Source organism: Nitrospira sp. Ecomares 2.1, assembly GCF_965152585.1.
On record NZ_OZ224219.1, the window covers coordinates 1,669,721 to 1,688,206 of the forward strand.

The 18,486-nt window shown below is 53.0% G+C and carries 14 protein-coding genes; 11 read left to right on the forward strand and 3 right to left on the reverse strand.

Features of this window, described 5'->3' with window-relative positions; translation table 11 throughout:
- The first annotated feature begins 101 nt into the window (after positions 1–101).
- From ACWHYD_RS07305 to ACWHYD_RS07320, 4 genes are all read left to right on the forward strand, one after another.
- Positions 102–4,547 (forward strand): DEAD/DEAH box helicase, encoded by a 4,446-nt coding sequence (locus tag ACWHYD_RS07305; RefSeq protein ID WP_447965249.1) that lies wholly within the window; start codon positions 102–104, stop codon positions 4,545–4,547.
- Between the two features lie 101 nt (positions 4,548–4,648).
- Positions 4,649–5,569: a VanZ family protein gene (locus ACWHYD_RS07310; protein WP_447965250.1), complete on the forward strand. Its 921-nt coding sequence runs from the start codon at positions 4,649–4,651 to the stop codon at positions 5,567–5,569.
- A 323-nt stretch (positions 5,570–5,892) separates the two neighbouring features.
- Complete coding sequence (locus tag ACWHYD_RS07315) at positions 5,893–6,369, forward strand: hypothetical protein (RefSeq protein ID WP_447965251.1); 477 nt, start codon at positions 5,893–5,895, stop codon at positions 6,367–6,369.
- A gap of 142 nt (positions 6,370–6,511) precedes the next feature.
- Complete coding sequence (locus ACWHYD_RS07320; protein ID WP_447965252.1) at positions 6,512–6,787, forward strand: cytoplasmic protein; 276 nt, start codon at positions 6,512–6,514, stop codon at positions 6,785–6,787.
- Positions 6,788–7,474: 687 nt separating this feature from the next.
- Here ACWHYD_RS07320 and ACWHYD_RS07325 read toward each other — a convergent pair.
- Positions 7,475–9,352, reverse strand: a complete 1,878-nt coding sequence (locus tag ACWHYD_RS07325; RefSeq protein ID WP_447965253.1) for a MutS family DNA mismatch repair protein — start codon at positions 9,350–9,352, stop codon at positions 7,475–7,477.
- 230 nt (positions 9,353–9,582) lie between these two features.
- Here ACWHYD_RS07325 and ACWHYD_RS07330 point away from each other — a divergent pair, with 230 nt between their 5' ends.
- On the forward strand, positions 9,583–10,455 hold the full coding sequence (locus ACWHYD_RS07330; RefSeq protein ID WP_447965254.1) for a 50S ribosomal protein L11 methyltransferase: 873 nt from the start codon (positions 9,583–9,585) through the stop codon (positions 10,453–10,455).
- Here the strand turns inward: ACWHYD_RS07330 and ACWHYD_RS07335 are convergent.
- Complete coding sequence (locus tag ACWHYD_RS07335) at positions 10,413–10,766, reverse strand: hypothetical protein (RefSeq protein ID WP_447965255.1); 354 nt, start codon at positions 10,764–10,766, stop codon at positions 10,413–10,415. The two genes, ACWHYD_RS07330 and ACWHYD_RS07335, sit on opposite strands and share 43 nt — an antisense overlap.
- 141 nt (positions 10,767–10,907) lie before the next feature.
- Positions 10,908–11,075, reverse strand: coding sequence for a hypothetical protein (locus ACWHYD_RS07340; RefSeq protein WP_447965256.1), 168 nt, complete (start codon positions 11,073–11,075; stop codon positions 10,908–10,910).
- Between the two features lie 270 nt (positions 11,076–11,345).
- Here ACWHYD_RS07340 and ACWHYD_RS07345 point away from each other — a divergent pair, with 270 nt between their 5' ends.
- The 6 genes from ACWHYD_RS07345 (at position 11,346) to ACWHYD_RS07370 (ending at position 18,402) form a co-directional block, all read left to right on the forward strand.
- Positions 11,346–12,578, forward strand: a complete 1,233-nt coding sequence (locus ACWHYD_RS07345; RefSeq protein WP_447965257.1) for a TIGR03862 family flavoprotein — start codon at positions 11,346–11,348, stop codon at positions 12,576–12,578.
- A gap of 232 nt (positions 12,579–12,810) precedes the next feature.
- Complete coding sequence (locus ACWHYD_RS07350; protein ID WP_447965258.1) at positions 12,811–13,461, forward strand: tetratricopeptide repeat protein; 651 nt, start codon at positions 12,811–12,813, stop codon at positions 13,459–13,461.
- 205 nt (positions 13,462–13,666) lie between these two features.
- Positions 13,667–14,230: a mismatch-specific DNA-glycosylase gene (locus ACWHYD_RS07355; protein ID WP_447965259.1), complete on the forward strand. Its 564-nt coding sequence runs from the start codon at positions 13,667–13,669 to the stop codon at positions 14,228–14,230.
- A gap of 194 nt (positions 14,231–14,424) precedes the next feature.
- Positions 14,425–15,438, forward strand: coding sequence for a S1C family serine protease (locus tag ACWHYD_RS07360; RefSeq protein ID WP_447965260.1), 1,014 nt, complete (start codon positions 14,425–14,427; stop codon positions 15,436–15,438).
- A gap of 256 nt (positions 15,439–15,694) precedes the next feature.
- Positions 15,695–16,033, forward strand: coding sequence for an STAS domain-containing protein (locus tag ACWHYD_RS07365; RefSeq protein WP_447965261.1), 339 nt, complete (start codon positions 15,695–15,697; stop codon positions 16,031–16,033).
- A gap of 560 nt (positions 16,034–16,593) precedes the next feature.
- A complete protein-coding gene (locus ACWHYD_RS07370) occupies positions 16,594–18,402 on the forward strand; it encodes an ABC-F family ATP-binding cassette domain-containing protein (RefSeq protein WP_447965262.1) in 1,809 nt (602 codons plus the stop codon).
- The last annotated feature ends 84 nt before the right edge of the window (positions 18,403–18,486 follow it).

Consider the following 18,486-nt stretch of genomic DNA (forward strand, 5'->3'; position numbering starts at 1 on the left):
TCAAATTTCGTTCGACTTGACCGTGTTTGTTCTTGCTGCAAAGGCCTAGGTACAATAGGTTTTCCCTTCCACTCAACATGTGAAGTCCACCACTTGAGGCCATGAGCAATACTCCGCCGCTTCAATCGTTTCATCCGGTTGTTCAAGAATGGTTTACGACCAGACTTGGTGCACCGACTGATGTGCAGCGAGCCAGTTGGCCAGCCATTCATTCCGGACAGCATGCGCTGATTTCTGCACCCACCGGCTCCGGGAAAACGCTGGCAGCTTTTCTCACATGCATCGACCATTTATTGCGACAGGCCATTACCGGGGAGTTGGAGGATGGCATTCAGGTTATCTACGTGTCGCCGCTACGGGCGTTGAGTCATGACATTCACAAAAATTTAGAACTTCCGTTAGCTGAGATTAGCGAGCTGGCTCTGTCTGCCGGATTTTTGGGGCCGAGAATTCGGGTGGAGGTCCGAACCGGGGATACGCCCGCTGCGCAACGGCAGCAACAGCTCAAGCATCCGCCCCATATTTTGGTGACGACGCCGGAATCGTTGTTTCTTTTGGTAACGGCCAAACGGAGCCGGGAACTCCTGACCGGTGTGCATACGGTGATTGTTGATGAAATTCATGCTCTCGCACCGAATAAACGTGGCGCCCATCTGGCGCTGTCTCTTGAGCGGTTGGATGCCGTGACCTCCCGGCGGTTGGTACGCATCGGTCTGTCCGCCACACAGCGACCATTGGAAAGGGTCGCGCAATTTCTCTTGGGTGAATCGGCTCATCGCGCGAAGGCGCAACAACCTTCCCTCTTTGATTCAACGCATTGTCACATCGTGGATGTCGGCCATCGCCGGCAGTTGGATCTGCAGGTGGAAGTACCGAAAGATGAATTGGGCGCAATCGCCACGAATGGGATTTGGTCGGAGATTTATGATCGAATTGCCGACATCGCCGGGCCGCATCGTTCGACCCTGGTGTTTGTGAATACGCGCCGGATGGCCGAACGGGTAGCGCATCATCTGGAAGAACGCTTAGGCGAAAATCAGGTGGCGTCCCACCATGGCAGTTTGTCACGGAAACTCCGTTTGGATGCGGAAGAACGACTGAAGACGGGGCAGATTAAGGTGATGGTGGCGACCGCGTCATTGGAGTTGGGGATCGATATCGGGTGTATTGATGTGGTGTGCCAGATCGGATCACCTCGCGCGATTGCCACCTGTCTTCAGCGAGTGGGACGCGCAGGGCATCAGGTGGGAGCGGTTCCACAGGGACGACTGTTTTGTACGACCCGGGATGAATTAGTGGAATGCGCGGCGGTGGTCCGTGCGATTCGGCAGGGTCAATTGGAAACCATTGAGATTCCATCTGCCCCGCTGGATATTCTGATTCAACAGATCATTGCCGAGGTCGCGGCGCAGGAATGGGATGCGCGGGATCTGTTTGCCTTGTGCCGGTCAGCCTATCCGTACCGGGAGTTCACGTGGGAGAGCTTTGAGTCCTTGCTGCAATTGGTTGCCGAAGGATTTGTGCCGGGGCGCAGACGGTTGTATGCATTGATCAGTTATGACCGTCATGAAGGCCGGCTTCGGCCAAAACGTGGAAGCCGGTTGGCTGCGTTGACTTCCGGGGGAGCGATTCCTGAAACGGCGACCTATCAGGTTGTGGCGGAACCGGATGGAACCGTGGTGGGAACGGTGGACGAAGATTTTGCGATTGAGAGTCTGGCTGGAGATATTATGTTGCTGGGCACGACCTCCTGGCGCATTCGGGGAATTGAAACCGGAAAAGTCCGTGTGGAAGATGCGCATGGCGCCCCGCCCAACATTCCTTTTTGGCGGGGTGAAGCGCCTTCCCGATCGTTTGCCTTATCTCAGGCGGTGGCAGAGGTGCGAGAGCAGATCTTTCATTTGCTTGAACAGGGTTTTGTTCCCGGAGATAAAACCCCGCGGCATTGGTTATATGAAGAATGCGGAGTGGATGCGGCGGGTGCCGATCAATTGTTGGCCTATGTGGCCGGAGGCACACAGATTCTCGGAGGCGTCCCGACGCAGACCTGTGTGATTGCGGAACGGTTTTTTGATGAGGCCGGGGGGATGCAACTGGTGCTGCATGCGCCGTTTGGTGGCAGGCTCAACCGCGCATGGGGGCTGGCATTACGCAAACGATTTTGCGTGAATTTTGATTTTGAATTGCAGGCGGCCGCGACCGATGACGGGTTGGTGCTGTCGCTTGGTGAGCAGCATAGTTTTCCACTGGAGGCCATCTTTGGGTTTGTGCATCACAATACGGTGCGAGGCGTGCTCATCCAAGCCACGCTGGCGACTCCGCTTTTTCTCACACGCTGGCGATGGAATGTGACCCGTGCGTTGGCGCTGTTGCGATTTCAACACGGCAAACGTGTGCCGGTGCATCTTCAACGCATGCGGGCGGAAGATTTATTGGCGGCGGCGTTTCCGATGGCGGCGGCCTGTGGCGATAATCACGTTGGAGATATTCAGGTGCCGGATCACCAGTTGGTCCAGGAAACGCTGCACGATTGTTTGACGGAGGCCATGGACCTGGTGGGCCTGCGCCAGGTGCTTGAGCGGATCGAGAATCAGGAGATTCAGGTGCGGGTGGTGGAATCGCCGGTGCCCTCTCTCTTTGCGCATGAAATTTTGAATGCCAACCCCTATGCGTTCCTGGATGATGCGCCGCTCGAAGAGCGACGCGCGCGCGCCGTGAATCTTCGACGAACGTCACCCGCCAGCTTCGACGGAAACATTGGGACATTGGATGGTGCCGCGATTGAGGCGGTGATTGATGAAGCCTGGCCATTGGTTCGTGATGGTGATGAATTGTTCGATGTGCTTCAGATTCTGGGGTGGTTGCCTTTGGTGTTGGGTGAGTCGTGGCAGGAGTACGGCGATTCATTGCTGTCGCATGGCCGCCTACTGGTGCTGAGGGTGCCCATTGAGGGATCTTCGGAAAGGAAGCCGGTTGAGGGTTGGACCACCAGAGTACATTTGACGCGTCTTCAAACCTTGTTCCCGAGGGCACACGTGGTCGCCGGTCTGCAGGATTCACTGTCCCTGTCTGTGGACAAAGAATCGGTCACGGCAGAATCTGCCGCGCGGGATGTGGTGCAAGGCTGGATGCCGCATATCGGGCCGGTGACCGCTGGCGAATTGGCGGGAAAATTGAGCATCCCTACAGCACTGGTGCAGCAGGCTCTCTTGCAGTTGGAAGGAGAAGGCCAGATTCTTCGAGGCCATTTCCGTCCCTCTTCCCGGTTTGAGGCGTCGACCGGTTCTTCGAGGGGAGAAGAACAGGGGAATGCCAAACAGACTTTCGAAGAGGAATGGTGTGACCGCAGTCTTCTGGCGCGCATTCATCGGCGAACGGTGACGGCTTTACGCCGGGAAATTGAACCGGTCGCCGCGTCGGATTTTATGCGCTTTCTCTTTCGCTGGCAGCATCGCGCACCCGGCACACAATTACACGGGGAAGCCGGGCTACGTGAAGTGATTCACCAGTTGGCAGGATTTGAAGCGCCGGCTTCCGCGTGGGAACATTCCCTCCTCAAATCCCGCCTGGCTGACTACAAACCTGAATGGCTTGATAATTTGTGCCTGCGCGGAGAAGTAGTCTGGGGACGTCTGACTCCTCCGGAAAGTAAGGCCGCGCTCTTGTCTGTTGTGGCATCAGGACAGAGGCAAGGAGACTTGGTCCTGGACGCTGGAGTGTCGGTTCCGGCATTCCGGCCCCTGACTCCAACCAGGCTGGCTCCCATTAGTTTTTTGCGACGACAGGACGTGAGTTGGGTGTTGGCGGTGGCCAAACCTGAAGCATCAGCAGGACCGCTTGGCGTCCGCCTGAATTTGAGTGGGGTGGCACAAGCCGTCTTGGATTGTCTGGACCGACGTGGCGCATGTTTTTTCACGGATCTGACCGGTCGAACGGGACATCTGGCCGCCGAAGTGGAACAGGCCTTATGGGAATTGGTGGCAGCAGGGTTGGTGACCGCTGACGGGTTTGATCCCATGCGAGCCCTGCTTGATCCTCGACGGCGGCGAGCCGAGGGCAAGGCGCGCGCGCGCCGTCCGGGTCACAGCGTCGGGCGTTGGGACCTGTTCCAGGGTGATCATGTCGCCGATCATGAGGCCCAGTCGGTTTGTCTGCACCCGCATGAGCAGTGGGCCAGGCAATTGGCACATCGTTATGGCGTGGTCTTTCGCGATCTGCTCAAACGGGAATCGTTGCCGGTGACCTGGCGTGAACTGCTGGTGCAGTATCGAAAACTAGAATGGCGGGGTGAGATGCGGGGTGGCCGGTTTGTGACCGGTTTTACGGGAGAACAGTTCGCACTGCCGGAGGCAGTGGAATCGTTACGGGCGGTGCGCCGTGATGTCCAAGTCGGAGCACAAGAGATTCTCCTGTCCGCCGCCGATCCGTTAAATCTGGTCGGCATCATTTTGCCGGGCGAACGGATCTCCGCTCACACATCCAAGCTGATTTTTTTCCGTAATGGTGTGACGGCTGTCGATACCGCCTCAGTCGTCAGTCTGGCTTGATCGAACCTGTTGTGACAAACCGAACAGGTCAGAAATCCCATCAGCAATCCTTCGCATCCCGTTTTATGGTACCGGGTCTGGCATTGGCCCTTTTGGGATGTATGACCCTGCTTTGGATTCCGCTTCCCTCTCCTAACATTCTCCGGAAAGTCTTCTACGATTTTTGTCATGTTCCATTATTTGGTGTTGTGGCCATGATCCTTTTGTATCTGGCACGGCAACGAGGTGAGCCACGAGGGTGGTCTGTAGGTAGCCAATATGGTTTGGCGTTCATTGGGGCTGTGATTCTGGGTGCATTGGCGGAAGGCATGCAATCGTTCAATTCGAGTCGTTTTGCCGAATGGTCGGACTTCCTTTTAGATGTGTTGGGAGCTGTGGGTGCCTTGGGGTTGTCTTTCACGTACGATCAAAGATTTACGGGACGTATGGCAATATGGCGGGTGGCTCCTAGGAAACAACTGGTTCAGGTCGGAGTCGGATTGCTTGTGGTGATCGCCCTGAGTCCGGTGCTCGTCTGGTCCTATGTCTATTGGGACCGGGATGCCCGATTCCCTTCACTCGTTCAGTTTTCTGCCGCATGGGAAATGATGTTGGTCAATGGGAGGGACGCTGCCGTTCAGATCGTTCCTCCGCCCTTAGGCTGGGGTAAACCACAGGTCGATACCGTGGGGCTCGTGCTGTTTTATCCAAAACCCTATCCAGGTATCCGCCTTAGGGAGCCCTATCCGGATTGGAAAGGATTTTCTCATTTCCATTTTGAGGTGTATTCCGAATTGCCGGAAGCCCAATCGCTGATCATCCGAATTGATGATGCACAACATAATAACGACTATACGGACCGGTTTAATCAGGCCATCACCATTTCGCCGGGCCTCAATCACATTCACATTCCGTTAGATGACATTCGCCTCGCCCCCGTTGGTCGGGAAATGGATCTCAGCGCGATTAAGAATGTTGGACTTTTTGCCATAAACCCCCCGGAAGAATTTTCCCTGTATCTCGATAATTTCCGTCTGGAATAGAGTTGTCAGGGTTCGTGGAGTGGAAGCCGGGGGAGCGAACATACAGAGTATCCCAATAATTGGCAGATGCATCTGTGAAATCAGCGCTGACATCCAATTCAACAATCCTGTGTGGCGGTTGAGAATATGAGGTTGGGTTAGGGTCGATTTTTTCATTGAAGCCCGGTAGACAGATGCGCACAGGTGAGTAGAATATATTTTGATGAAGCTGTTTCATTTTTCAATATGGCGCGTCATTCGACTGGGAAGGAATGGGTTGCAAAACTATTCATGTCCGGTGGCTCTCCCCACCATGGAATCTCAACAAAAAGGCGATTATCCCAATGGTAGCTAACATCCTGACGTTTTCCTCCGCATTTCGTTTTCGATGTTTTCTATGGATTTTGGTGTGTGTGCAACTGGGTCTGGTTGGTTGCCACGTCACCTTAATTTCTTCTTATGATCCGGAAATGGATCGGACGGCAACATCGCTCCAAAAAAAGATGGACGCCTTTTTAACCCGACTCGAAACCCATGCCGGGGAATCACAGGCTCACTATTCGTGGGATCAGGTCTTTTATCAGGACTATCTGGTCCAGCTTCGCTCCCTGCGACTGCGCGCACAGAGCGATCCCACAAATGAGTTCACGGCCAAACAGTTGACGCTTATGATGGATAATTTTGAGCAACTTCGTTTAGCCCATGAAGCGGGGCCTCTTCCCATTCCCACGATACAGGCCACACGAGATTTATTTAATCAAGGCTGGCAGGCCATTATTGCGAAAGAAATCGCCAAGCGGCGGGGAGTGGATCCACAGTGATCATATTCAGCGACAGGAAGCACGGGTAGATGGTTGTCACGCGTGAGTGGTGTGGCTTGAATGTTGGGTCATGTATCAATGGTCTTCCTCAATGATGCGAAGCGATCTTGACCGGACTAGGGCCCTTCGCTAAGATCTGCGTATGTCTAGACCGCCATTTCCTACAGGTCCTCGACCCACGCCTCGGATGGGTGGGGCTCGTCCTCCGGCTCCTCCAGGCCAAGCTAAACAATTCGAATCGCTCCGGGCGTCGTTGCTGTTTTGTCCAAAATGTCAGACTGCGACTCCGGCTCGTGAGCGTCTTCTTTTAGTGCTCCCTACCGGAAGTCTCTACGAATACCTCTGTGCCCATTGCGGCACCTCCACCGGTTCTAAAACCGACCAGGCCCAAAGCGAAGTTCGCCTCATCACTCCCTAAATTTCTCTTGCATCGTTTTTTGACGGAGGATTTTTTGTGCTATGGCTCCGTCCTTCCCGTCTTTCCATTTCGTCATCATCGCCTGTAGGTAGTGGGGAGTCATCTTCATGAGGATATGCAACGAAAGAAAAAGGTATGCCATTTCAAGGAGGCAGAAGGATCTGGCTGGACCTCAAGGTGTTTCGACCTGGGCACAGATTCTTCGCCGTGGGCTCAGAATGACAATGTGCAATCAGGTGGCCCCGCAAGTACTAAGAGGAGAGCCAAATTCGACAGAATTACGCCAAGATTGATTCCCAATGAAAAATGTGATGACCCTGCTATTGTTGTCTCCGCATTTAGTCAGCGGGGATCCATCAGGAAAAGTCTCAGATGGATTCCCGATAAGCAATGTCGGGAATGACCAGATGGGTAAATTTTTGGGCAGCTGGCGGCAGGCATGACGGGGAGTTGGCGCCTTCTATTATTCTGCTTGTAGGGCTGTTGAATATTTCAGATATGTGGCCTTTGCATGAACCGATGCGTGACCGAGGTCCACAAAAGAAAAATAGTGGAGTGTTCAAAAGGGCTCGTCCAGTCCTGTCCTGAGGCTTCTCGAAGGAAAGGCCGCAGCCGCTTGGACGAGCGGAGCGTACGGATGAGTACGTCAGCACGGCCAAGGGGTGAGAACGCGGCTGGCGGCCTTTTTCAACACTCCTTATGTGGATTCGAGGAGTGATCGGATGGGATGGGAAGGCCTTCCTGGGCCATGATACGGAGCGCATTGGTGGTGGGGCAGGGGCCCGGTCGTAGTTGATAATCGAAATGCAACGTGCCTGCTTCGACGGTTTCCTGAAAGTGGGCATTCCGGATATGCCCGTTACCACTGGCCAATCCTGTGAGTTCCAAATCGTGAGTTGAAATCATACCCAGTCCACGGCTTTGTTGAAGGGCCTGCACAAAGGCTTCGCTTCCCGCCCGCCGTTCACGATTATTGGTGCCCCGATAGATTTCATCAATGAGAAAGAGAACAGGATCAGGATTGGGGCTTTTCACGGCCTCCAGAATGACTTTCAAGCGTTTGACCTCCGCGTAGAAATACGACAACCCTTCGTCCAGGGCATCCGTGACTCGTATGCAACAATAAAGACGCAACCAGGTCCAGGAAAATATTCCGGCACATACCGGGGCTCCTGCCTGGGCCAGGCACAGGTTAATACCCACTGTTCGCAGAAACGTGCTTTTCCCTGACATGTTCGAACCGGTGATCAGAAGGAGATGGCCTTCCCCTCGCAACTCCAGATCATTGGTAATGCGATGAGCACGTGGAATAAGCGGATGGCCGAGGCCGCATGTGGTGAGGCCTCGTGTGTCCGGAGTGACATTCGTTGCCTCAAGATGTGGCCAGAGATAATCCGGATTGAGATAGGCATACCGCGCGAGGGCGCTGGCGGCATCAAGTGTGCCAATGGTATCCAGCCAGTCAGGAAGCGATGCGCGAAGGCGCGTGATGAGGCGATTGAGTTTTCCGACAAACAACAGGTCCCAGGGCATCAGGGCATTAAGGCCTAGATGGATCAGCGGGTGGGCCTTGACGCTCAGCCCCTGGCAGATGCGGCTGAGTTGTTTGAGGCTCTGGGTTGGACGATGCTGTTTGGTCAAAATGGACTGGCAGACCTGTCGGATGGTCGGTTGACGGGAGAATGTTGATCGTTCAAGTGTGGCAATCACGCTGACAAGTTTTTCCAGCTCTTCATGGAGGGCGAGGACTCGGCCAAACAGCGGATGAATGGATCCCGAGAGGAGAAAATACGTTCCGAGATAGAGGGTGAGGGGAAGCAACCAAAAATTTGGTGCTCCCGTAAGGAGCGTCCAGAGCCCTAAGGCAATAGTGAGACTCGTCAGGGCGCATGCGGCGATGATAATCAGAGATAGATACCTGATGGCGATGGGCGCTTCAAGCAGGGAAATAATCCGGGTGCCATTTAGCCGTACGGAGCTAATGAGCCTGGTGGCTAAGAGACAACGGTCCCTCAAACGGGAGAGCGGGGTGAGTTCTTTGACCAAGGTCTGCCTGGTTGTCCATGATAGCCCGTCCGATTCGGGAAGATTGGATTGAAAGAGCCAGGTGGCGATGCGCTCTTGACCAATGGAGGAAAAGGTGGTGTCGATCAGGCCCAGCAGGGAATGTGGACCCGTGAGGTCGAGGTCTAAGGCGAACGGATGTCGCTCAGGGGTCTTGTGTTCGTTGGCTGATATATGAGGCCAATCAAGTTGCAAGCGAGCGAAGCTGTCTTGTTTAATTTCCAACCAGAGCCGTAATCGATGCAACCGGGATTTCAATCGCTGGTGAAACCAGGATATAGTCAGAAATCCGATGAGGAAGATAAGAAGTAGTCCATTCCCGGTATGAAACCAGGCCTGTTGATAGACCCCGATCGTGATCGCGGCGCCAGCAAGGAATATCCCCATTCTCCATCGGCTGAACTGTTGGCTGGCAATGGCGCCTTTCGCCTGCATCCGCTCGGTGCGGTGAATGAGGCGAAGGATCGCTTGTTCTCGTCTATCGGTAGAGGTATGTTTCATAGGGCCTGCGGACATTAGCCGCTCTGCATGATCCCGTCAATAGAAATTGGCCAAGAGCTTGTTGAAGCATGCGGTCAGTCGGATTCTGATGACACAGAGTTCTCAGCGGACTTCTTTCTCTCCACACAGTTTGCGCTTATTTGAAGAGGGCCTCCTGTTTTCTTCCCCTGAGAAATGAGTGGCAGCAGTAGCGTACAATTGAAAAACGTTTAAATAATGGAAAAGCTTGTATGGATGCGACGGTCTTTGAAATGACGGTTCCGGTTTCGGTGGATGCTTCTGAGTTGGCGGGGATTCTGGATTGCCAGGAATTTCTGGGGGCATGGGAGGCGGAGGGTTCGGTCGTGCTCTATTGGAGTAAGAATGGAGCAGCCATTCTTCAGCAGGTTCGGTCGGCGATCAGCGCATTGGGTGTTGTTGTTCCCCCGGAAGGGTCACTGCAGTTTCAGCCCGTGAAAGCCCAGGATTGGAATGCCACCTGGGCGGCGTCCGTTCAGCCTATTCATATCGGCCGTCGAATTGGGATCCGCCCGAGTTGGGCCACCATGGACATGCCCAAGGATGGAGTGGAATTGATCATTGATCCCAAGCAGGCGTTTGGGACCGGTCATCATGCTACTACCCAATTGATTCTGGAATGGTTGGAAGGGGTCACGTGGGTTCCGGGCATGCGGGTGCTGGATGTCGGGACCGGGAGTGGCATTCTCGCGATGGCGGCATTACGCCTGGGAGCGACCACGGCGCTGGGAATTGATGTGGATACCACGGCGCTGGACTGTGCCAGGGAATACGCAGCCGTGAATAACATTCAACAAGAATTGACACTGTCCTCCTGCCAATTAGCCACGCTACCCGATCAATCATTTGATGTCATTCTGGCCAACCTGGATCGCAAAACAATACTTCAAGTAATGGGTCAATTTTCCAGGATGCGGGGTTTGCATACGCAATTGGTGTTGTCCGGGTTGCTGGAGGAAGATGAAGCTGAGATTGTCGGACAGTTGGAAGGACAGGGATGGCTTCGACGCCATGTCAGGAGGTGGGATGGCTGGATAGCAATTCAGTTGGGAGTCGCTCCGCTCGACTCGTCTTCTTCGGGTTGAGACTCCAGGAATGCAATGAGGGCTTGGTAGGTGAGTTGCCGGACTTCCGCTTTTGATCCAGTGCCCTGATCCAGGTTTTTCCGCAACCAGACGGTTTCCGAAATGTGAGTGGTGGCTTGGTTGCACAGGGTCCACATCTGGTGAAGAAATTCCATGGGAAGCCCAACCTGGACGCCTTCTGATTCAATCCGGTCATCCAAAATAGCCAGGAGATCAGAGATGGCCTCGTCTGCCCGATAGGGGTGGGAAGCGAAGCCGAAGCTGGCGTGGGCGGCTTCCTCCTGTTTTGCCTGCTCGACTAAGTCATGCATGTACTCCTTGAGCAAACCAATGATTCGTCCGGAAAATCGCATGGGGGTCGTGAGGGGCTCTCTCTGGAACAATTCGTGAGATGAAATGAATTTTTTTTTGACGTTGTAATTTTCCATTTGAGATGAGGAAGACCCCACCATCTAATCATCGAAGAGGGTGTCGACGTCCGGTTTTAGCACGCCGGGAGGGAGCCCGGATTTCCAGTCTCCGTATTTTCCGTCCGGACGATGGAAATATTGATTATGTTGGCGCTTGATGATCCAATCCTCACCGTCGGCCCACAATTGTCGAATTTCTTCCTGCTCCATTGAATTCAATTCTCCTGTCTTGTGAAGTCTACCAGGGGGAGATCTAATACGTGATGTATGGGCTTGAAGTATCTTAATGAAACCCTTCTCTTCGGGCAAATCACATTACTTGTGAAGGGAATTGGTGTGATGAATTCCCTTCGTGAGGAGCCTATGGATCAGGAAAGAATCCGAAATACCTACTCAGAGACGATTGGCATATTTGTCTTGTGATCACGCTTTTTTACCTTCACTTCCTGTGGGTCTTCCATGCCGTTGAAGTCAGATAATATGAAGATTGCGGTGATCGGCGGGGGGCCTGCGGGCCTGATGGCTGCGGAGGCCGCGATTGCCATGGGCGCACGCGTGGATCTATATGACGCCATGGCCTCCGTCGGTCGAAAATTTTTGTTAGCAGGGAAGGGTGGGCTCAACTTGACGCATTCTGAGCCATTAGGGAATTTTATTTTGCGATATGGTCCTCGGCAGGAACAGATCCGATCGTTGCTTGCCGGATTTGGGCCGGATGCCTTGCGCGAGTGGGCTCGTGAATTGGGTGTGGAGACGTTTATTGGAACATCCGGCCGCGTGTTCCCTACTGACCTTAAGTCTGCACCTCTTTTGCGGTCTTGGTTACGCCGATTGCGCCAGCATGGAATGACGATTCACGTGCGGCATCGCTGGTGTGGCTGGGCGGGAAGCGAGACTCTCCGGTTTTCCACGCCGCAGGGAGATCGTCTTGTTTCTCCTGATGCTGTGGTGCTCGCGTTGGGTGGTGGCAGTTGGCCCAGATTCGGCTCCGATGGGGCATGGGTGCCGTTGCTTGCCGGGCGTGGTGTTCTCATTGAACCGCTGAAGCCGACGAATTGTGGTTTTGATGTCGAATGGAGTCCTCACCTTCGTGGCCGTTATGCCGGGCATCCCGTGAAGCCGGTTGTCGTGGCGGGAACCACCCAGGAGGGCGTTGAGTTCAGGCATCAGGGGGAATTCGTTCTGACGGAGACCGGCATTGAAGGAGGTGTGATCTATGCAATTTCGGCATGGCTACGTGACGAGATTGTGAAAAGGGGTACGGTGCTTCTTCGATTGGATCTGGCGCCGGACCGGGATGTGTCCCGCCTTATTTCAGACTTATCACGGCCGCGAGGTTCACGCTCGATGGCGAGTCACCTGCAGCGCCGGGTTGGTATTTCCGGGGTGAAAGCCGGCCTTCTGAGGGAATATGTGTCCAAGAAAGACTTTGCCGACCCCATCCTACTTGGGACGGCCATCAAATCGCTGCCGTTACGTCTCGTTGCGCCGCGCCCGATGGAGGAAGCGATCAGCACGGCGGGTGGAGTAGCGTTTGAAGCCTTGGACGGGCGACTGATGATTCGCACCTTACCGGGTGTATTTTGTTCGGGAGAGATGCTGGATTGGGAAGCGCCAACCGGCGGCTATCTTTTGACTGCCTGTTTTGCTAGTGGTCATGCTGCGGGTGTCGGAGCTGTGAGGTGGTTTCAGTCAACCCGCCGTTCCACTTAGGCAAAGTTCTGACAACCGGCGACCCCCCGCATGAGCTCTGGTCATGGACCCCTTCCTCATTTTTCATCCCAACAGTGGCCGTTAATTCCCCAAGGAAAACCGGGTGAGAACATTTTACGTCCCCAGGCGTTGGCATGAGCATTTCACTTGGTATAAAATATTTACTTTGTGTCCTGTCCCCCCTTTTGTTGGCTGGAATTCATCCGAGTAGTGCACAAAGGACTTGTACAATATGACCCTGACTCATCGCATGCTTTATATTTTGTTCGCCAGTGTGCTGCTTTCCTGGTTGATTATTCCCGGAGTCTGGGGTGAGGAATCCTCTCAGATTTTGACGCAACAGGCGATGGATGCATGTCATGAAGGGAGACGGGCAAAGGACGAAACGGCTCGGGTTGCTCACTTTGAACGCGGGAGAGAACTGGCTAAAAAGTCTGTGGAACTCGACGAGAATTCCGCCGACGCGCATTTTGCCCTGTTTTGTAATATTGGCGAGCGTATGCGGGCCAACGGAGAAGTCCTTTTCTCGGTGTTTGAATATGGACGGATGATGGAAGCTCTGGACAAGACCCTTTTACTCAATCCTAACCATATGGATGCCCTCTCTTCTAAAGGGACGATCCTCATCGAAGTCCCCGGGTTATTTGGAGGAGATTCCGAAAAGGGCGAAGCGATGCTGCGGGAGGTGATCCAGAAGGATCCTGAAGCCATTAATGCTCGCATGGTTGTCGCGCGATTGTGTGTTGAGCGGGGAGAGGATCAAGAGGCGTTTAATTTAGCGAAAAGGGCGTTGGAGCTTGCCAGGGCGGCAAACCGGGATGATCTTCTCCCTGATGCGGAAAAAACCTTTTCCGAGATTCAAACGAAACTGGCTTCCAAATAAATCGCGATTTGGTTTTTGCCAGGTGCCCGAATTGGAATGGAATTTTTCTTCTAGCTTTTTCCTGTTTTTCTCCACAATCCCTTCCTATTTTTCAAACGTTTCCTACCTTGTGGTGGCTGGGTTCTTAGGCAATACTGCAAAAGCCCGTGCTCTGTATAATTAATGTATGAAGACGCGCGTGGGTGGATCCAAGCACCGGAGACGCATGCCCACAAATTATGAGCACTCAGGGTTACCTGATTATCTGGCCCCCGGGTTATCCATTCTCTTTGTTGGAATTAACCCTGGTCTGCGCTCGGCTGAGGTCGGTCATCATTATGCCGGACCTTCCAACCGGTTTTGGAAGCTGCTGTTTGACTCCGGGCTGATTCCCTTTCCCCTGACCTATCGGGATGATTGGCAATTGCCTGAATTCGGGTATGGGCTTACCAATATGATTGCCAGGCCGACCGCCGGTGTTCAGGATTTGGGAAAACAGGATTTTCTCCAAGGGCATCAGGCATTAATGACAAAAATCATGACATATCAACCTCGACTAGTGGCCTTGTTAGGAGTCAGCATGGCACGCATGCTTCTCTCGTCCAATGAGGCAACCAGTGTTAAGCAGCTGGCGCTTGGAAATCCAATTCAGGTGGGCCTGCAATCTATTCCCCTTTGTGGTGTGCCTGTCTGGGTGTTGCCAAATCCGAGTGGAAGGAATGCCCATTATTCCTATCAGCAAATGAAAGCTTTGTACTGTGGGCTGAAGGATTGGGGTCATCCATCCTGAAGCGAGCGAGTAGTCCACCCATTAGAGCCGCTCGCATCTGGCAGCCAATAATGCTTTGATCTTGTGTTTGAGGTATGTATAGACGAATCTTATGTGACCTGTGTTCTTCTGAATATCCGCGAGAGAGTGAGTTGGTTTGAATGAGGAGACTTGTTTCTCGCTTTGGGGGCCATTCTGAAACGCTGGGGGTATGGATGAGTGATGCGAGATCGATTTTCATTGGATTCGTTTTTTTTGTAGGCCTTGGCTTTTTGCCGGGGTTGGGAGAGGTTCGGGCAATGCCGATTTCCCATGCCATTGAGCAGGCCAAGTTGGCGACAGTCGGGATTCTCCCGGCTGATCAACCTGAGATTTCTGATAATGACTATGGACTGCCCGTCAGTATTCGGGGATCGGGAATCCATATTGGCGGAGGAGTGATTGTAACGGCGCGGCATGCGGTAGAGCGTACAGAGGGAGGCAAAGTCATTATCCCCGACACCATTCATGTAGTCACGGACGATCTGTTTGAGTTGCCGGCAACCCGGCAGGGAGCGAATGCTTACCTGGATGTGGCGGTGTATCAACTCCAGGGTCCTGAATCGGATTGGCCCCAAGCGCATGTCACGTTTGCCGACGAAGATGTGACGTATGGCGATCAGGTCTTTACCGTCGGATATCCACTGGGTTGGGGGCCGGCCATTAACTTTGGCACGACTGGCAATCCCAATACCTTTTTGCCGACGGTGAACAGTCGGTTAATGCAAGTGGATATGTCCGCCTGTAGCGGCAATTCGGGCGGCGGGTTATTGAATCAACATGGACAGCTGGTGGGTCTCATGCATGCCATCATTCAAACGGATACGCAACATGAAGATCGGCGCTGTGCCCGATTGGCTTTTGTTCTCCCGGGCCCGTTGGTTCAACGAGTGGTGACCGCCGTCTTGGATGGGAGGGTGCCGGGGTTTTCGGTGCTGGGGATTCAGCTCCAAACCATAAGAACGGGAAGTCGTTGGGCGTTGGTCGTGGCCAAGGTGACCGGTCCCTCACGTCATGCGGGATTTCAAAAAGGCGATGTGCTGGTGGCCATTAATGATGTGCCTATTACCACACCGGCACAATTGAAAAATTATCTGATTGAACGTACCGAACCCGGTCAGGTTGTCGAGATCAAGATTCAGCGTGGAGATGCTCAGAAGCTGCTCTCGGTTACGTTAGGTCGATCCTAAGAATGCCTTTGTTTGTCTTTGTTCAAAAGGCTTTCCGGCCTTGTGGATTTCCATGTTTCCCATGCCAGGCCTTCCCTTACTTGGGAGTATGGAAAAATAGGCTAAAGGAATCGAGTCACGCCGGTGAAAGGTCATGAATCAGGCCATAATCCTCAAGATTCCCTACAAATGGTCCGATAGACCCACCAAACGCACTGAAACATGGGGTAATCTCCTGTGGATCGGGCCTTGGAGAAAGAAGGATCAATGCCGGGCTATGATTATTAAAGAACGAACAATGAATGGCTTGCCTGTGGTGAGTCTTTCAGGAAAGTTGGATATTTTTTCTAAAAATGCCTTCAAGGAGACCGCAGAGAAATATACAGATGCGAAGTCAAAAGGGCTTATCCTGGATTTTCAAGGGGTAACTTTTTTGGATAGTGTGGGGTTCGGCGCTTTGGTGGTCCTCGCCAGGACATTCCTGAAACTCAAGGGGAGGATAATTATCGTGAATCCTCAGGATCAGGTGAAGACCTTATTATGTGAAATGCATATGGAGAAGATGATTCCCATGTATGCAACGGATGACCAATTTTCTACGTTTTCTGAACTTTAGCTCCCCTGCCTCCTTCTTCCTTCACGATTATCACGTGTTTTTTTTGGTGATGAGTCTTCTGAGATTCTCTTACGTATCATCCACCCGTTTCTACTGGATCCCTTCAATGGTGGGGGGATAATTCTCCATCCCGGGACAAAAATGCTCCACTGTATGTGTCTGTGTTTCCTTATGAGTATGATGACGGGGTAGTCAACCTAGAGAGAATTGCAGTACAGTAGTGAAAAATTGGTGAAAGTGTATACGGTTTTCGTTACCGGAAAGCTTCCTACTCTCCAACCTGTTCAGGTTTGTCTCGCAAATCCATTTTTTACGACAATTTACCTCTGACCGGTGACTCTCCCTCTTCATTCCTTTCAATACGATGTGATTGTCGATGGCATGGGGTCTGCGGGGGCTTCGACCCGCAGGGGTGGCCTGTCTCTGAAGGCAAATAGGTTGAGCGGGGTCCGTCTCTGGTGAGTCCTGTCCGGCAGGAATGGATGGGTTCCACAGGTGGGAAAAGATCATTATTAATTTCAGGGTTTATGAAGGTCGGAATTTAAAGGAGTGTAATACGTATGTCAGCGCTGATTTATGGACAGAAGCTTACCAAAGCCTATGGGACCAAGCGTCTCTTTCAGGAACTGACGCTCGGCGTGTCAGAAAAAGACCGTATCGGGATTATCGGGCCGAATGGATCGGGGAAAAGCACCCTCCTTCGAATCTTTGCCGGACTTGAAAAGCCGGATGAGGGAAGAGTCACTCGACGGCAGCATCTTCGCATTGCCTATATTCCCCAACAGGCGGATTTCGATTCCGATTCCACAGTCGCGGAGGAAATCGAACGGGCCGCGTTGGCCTCCGGCCTCCATGCGCATGATTGCGTGGCTCGGGTGCAGGAGACACTAGGGCGCATGGGGTTTGGTCAGGGAGATCAGATCGTGGGTCCTCTTTCAGGCGGATGGAAAAAACGTCTTGCCATTGCCTGTGGGTTTGTTCAGTCGCCGGATGTCATGCTGGTGGATGAGCCGACCAATCATCTCGATCTGGAAGGGATGCGATGGCTTGAGCAGGTGATGTCCCAGGCTCCATGGCCGTGGGTCATGGTGAGCCATGATCGATGGTTTCTCGGCCATGCAACCAATAAGGTGGCAGAAATTAATTCCCGGTATCCTGATGGCATCTTTCTGGTTTCGGGAGGCTATGAGCAGTTTTTGGTTAAACGGGAAGAATTCCTGAACAGCCAAACTCAACAAGCTCAGGCCTTGGCCGGAAAAGTCCGCAGGGAGGAAGAGTGGCTTCGTCGAGGTCCCAAGGCTCGATCCACTAAAGCGAAGGCTCGCATCGATTCTGCGCATGCGTTGCAGGCGGAGTTGGCTGAAACCCAAGTGCGGTTGCGACAAGAAGAAACCTCCATTGATTTTGTCGGCTCAGGTCGGCGCACCAAACAATTGATGGTCGTCCATCAGCTTCGGAAGGCATTTGCCAAGCGGACGATTATTCAAAAATTGGACTGGGTGATCTCACCGGGAACCGCTACCGGGGTCTTAGGCCATAATGGCTCCGGGAAGTCCACCCTCTTGAAATTACTCGCCAAGGAATTGGAGCCTGATCAGGGAAGCGTGACGCATGCGGATAAATTGCAGGTGGTGTATTTTGATCAAAATCGTGATCAATTGGATCCGAAGATGACCTTGAGACGGACGTTGTCGGATTCCGGGCACACCGTCATGTACCGGGGGCAGACCGTGCATCTGGCTGGATGGGCTAAACGCTTTCAATTTCAGCCTGAGCAACTGGATCTCCCGATTGAGTTACTCTCAGGCGGTGAGCAGGCGAGGGCGGTCATTGCCCGATTAATGCTTCAGTCCGCAGATGTGTTGATTGTGGATGAACCGACGAACGATTTGGATATTCCGACGCGAGAAGTCCTGGAAGAGAGTTTAAAGGAATTTCCCGGGGCATTAATCCTGGTTACCCATGACCGGTATATGATGGAGGAAGTCTGCACGGAATTTGTCGGTTTAGACGGGCAGGGAGGGTACGGACAATTTGCGGATTACGGACAATGGGAATCATGGCTTCGACGTCAACGATCGGGCAAAGACCAGTCAAGCACTCAAACCAAGGGTACCCGTGTCGCGACGGAACGGCCAAAAGCCAAAAAACTCTCATTTCGTGATCAGCAAGAGTATGACACGATAGAAAAACGGGTTCTTGATGCCGAGGCTGTACTCGAATTGTGCCGCACGGAAACAGAAAATCCCAAAATCGTTTCCAATCATCTCAAGCTCCAAGAAGCTTATGAAAATCTCAAGTCCGCTGAACAGGAGGTGGAACGCCTGTATACCCGGTGGGCGGAACTTGAAGCGAAGCAACAGGCATAGAGTACAATGAAGATATGAGCGTCTGTCAGGGTTGAAGCATGCTGTTTACTGAGTCCACCGCACGGTGAGGGAAAGAAAGAAATG

Bases quoted from the DNA above. Each gene is read 5' to 3' on its own strand.
- ACWHYD_RS07305 (WP_447965249.1), top strand. From the start codon at position 102: ATGAGCAATACTCCGCCGCTTCAATCGTTTCATCCGGTTGTTCAAGAA.
- ACWHYD_RS07310 (WP_447965250.1), top strand. From the start codon at position 4,649: ATGACCCTGCTTTGGATTCCGCTTCCCTCTCCTAACATTCTCCGGAAA.
- ACWHYD_RS07315 (WP_447965251.1), top strand. From the start codon at position 5,893: ATGGTAGCTAACATCCTGACGTTTTCCTCCGCATTTCGTTTTCGATGT.
- ACWHYD_RS07320 (WP_447965252.1), top strand. From the start codon at position 6,512: ATGTCTAGACCGCCATTTCCTACAGGTCCTCGACCCACGCCTCGGATG.
- ACWHYD_RS07325 (WP_447965253.1), bottom strand. From the start codon at position 9,352: ATGAAACATACCTCTACCGATAGACGAGAACAAGCGATCCTTCGCCTC.
- ACWHYD_RS07330 (WP_447965254.1), top strand. From the start codon at position 9,583: ATGGATGCGACGGTCTTTGAAATGACGGTTCCGGTTTCGGTGGATGCT.
- ACWHYD_RS07335 (WP_447965255.1), bottom strand. From the start codon at position 10,766: ATGCATGACTTAGTCGAGCAGGCAAAACAGGAGGAAGCCGCCCACGCC.
- ACWHYD_RS07340 (WP_447965256.1), bottom strand. From the start codon at position 11,075: ATGGAGCAGGAAGAAATTCGACAATTGTGGGCCGACGGTGAGGATTGG.
- ACWHYD_RS07345 (WP_447965257.1), top strand. From the start codon at position 11,346: ATGAAGATTGCGGTGATCGGCGGGGGGCCTGCGGGCCTGATGGCTGCG.
- ACWHYD_RS07350 (WP_447965258.1), top strand. From the start codon at position 12,811: ATGACCCTGACTCATCGCATGCTTTATATTTTGTTCGCCAGTGTGCTG.
- ACWHYD_RS07355 (WP_447965259.1), top strand. From the start codon at position 13,667: ATGCCCACAAATTATGAGCACTCAGGGTTACCTGATTATCTGGCCCCC.
- ACWHYD_RS07360 (WP_447965260.1), top strand. From the start codon at position 14,425: ATGAGTGATGCGAGATCGATTTTCATTGGATTCGTTTTTTTTGTAGGC.
- ACWHYD_RS07365 (WP_447965261.1), top strand. From the start codon at position 15,695: ATGATTATTAAAGAACGAACAATGAATGGCTTGCCTGTGGTGAGTCTT.
- ACWHYD_RS07370 (WP_447965262.1), top strand. From the start codon at position 16,594: ATGTCAGCGCTGATTTATGGACAGAAGCTTACCAAAGCCTATGGGACC.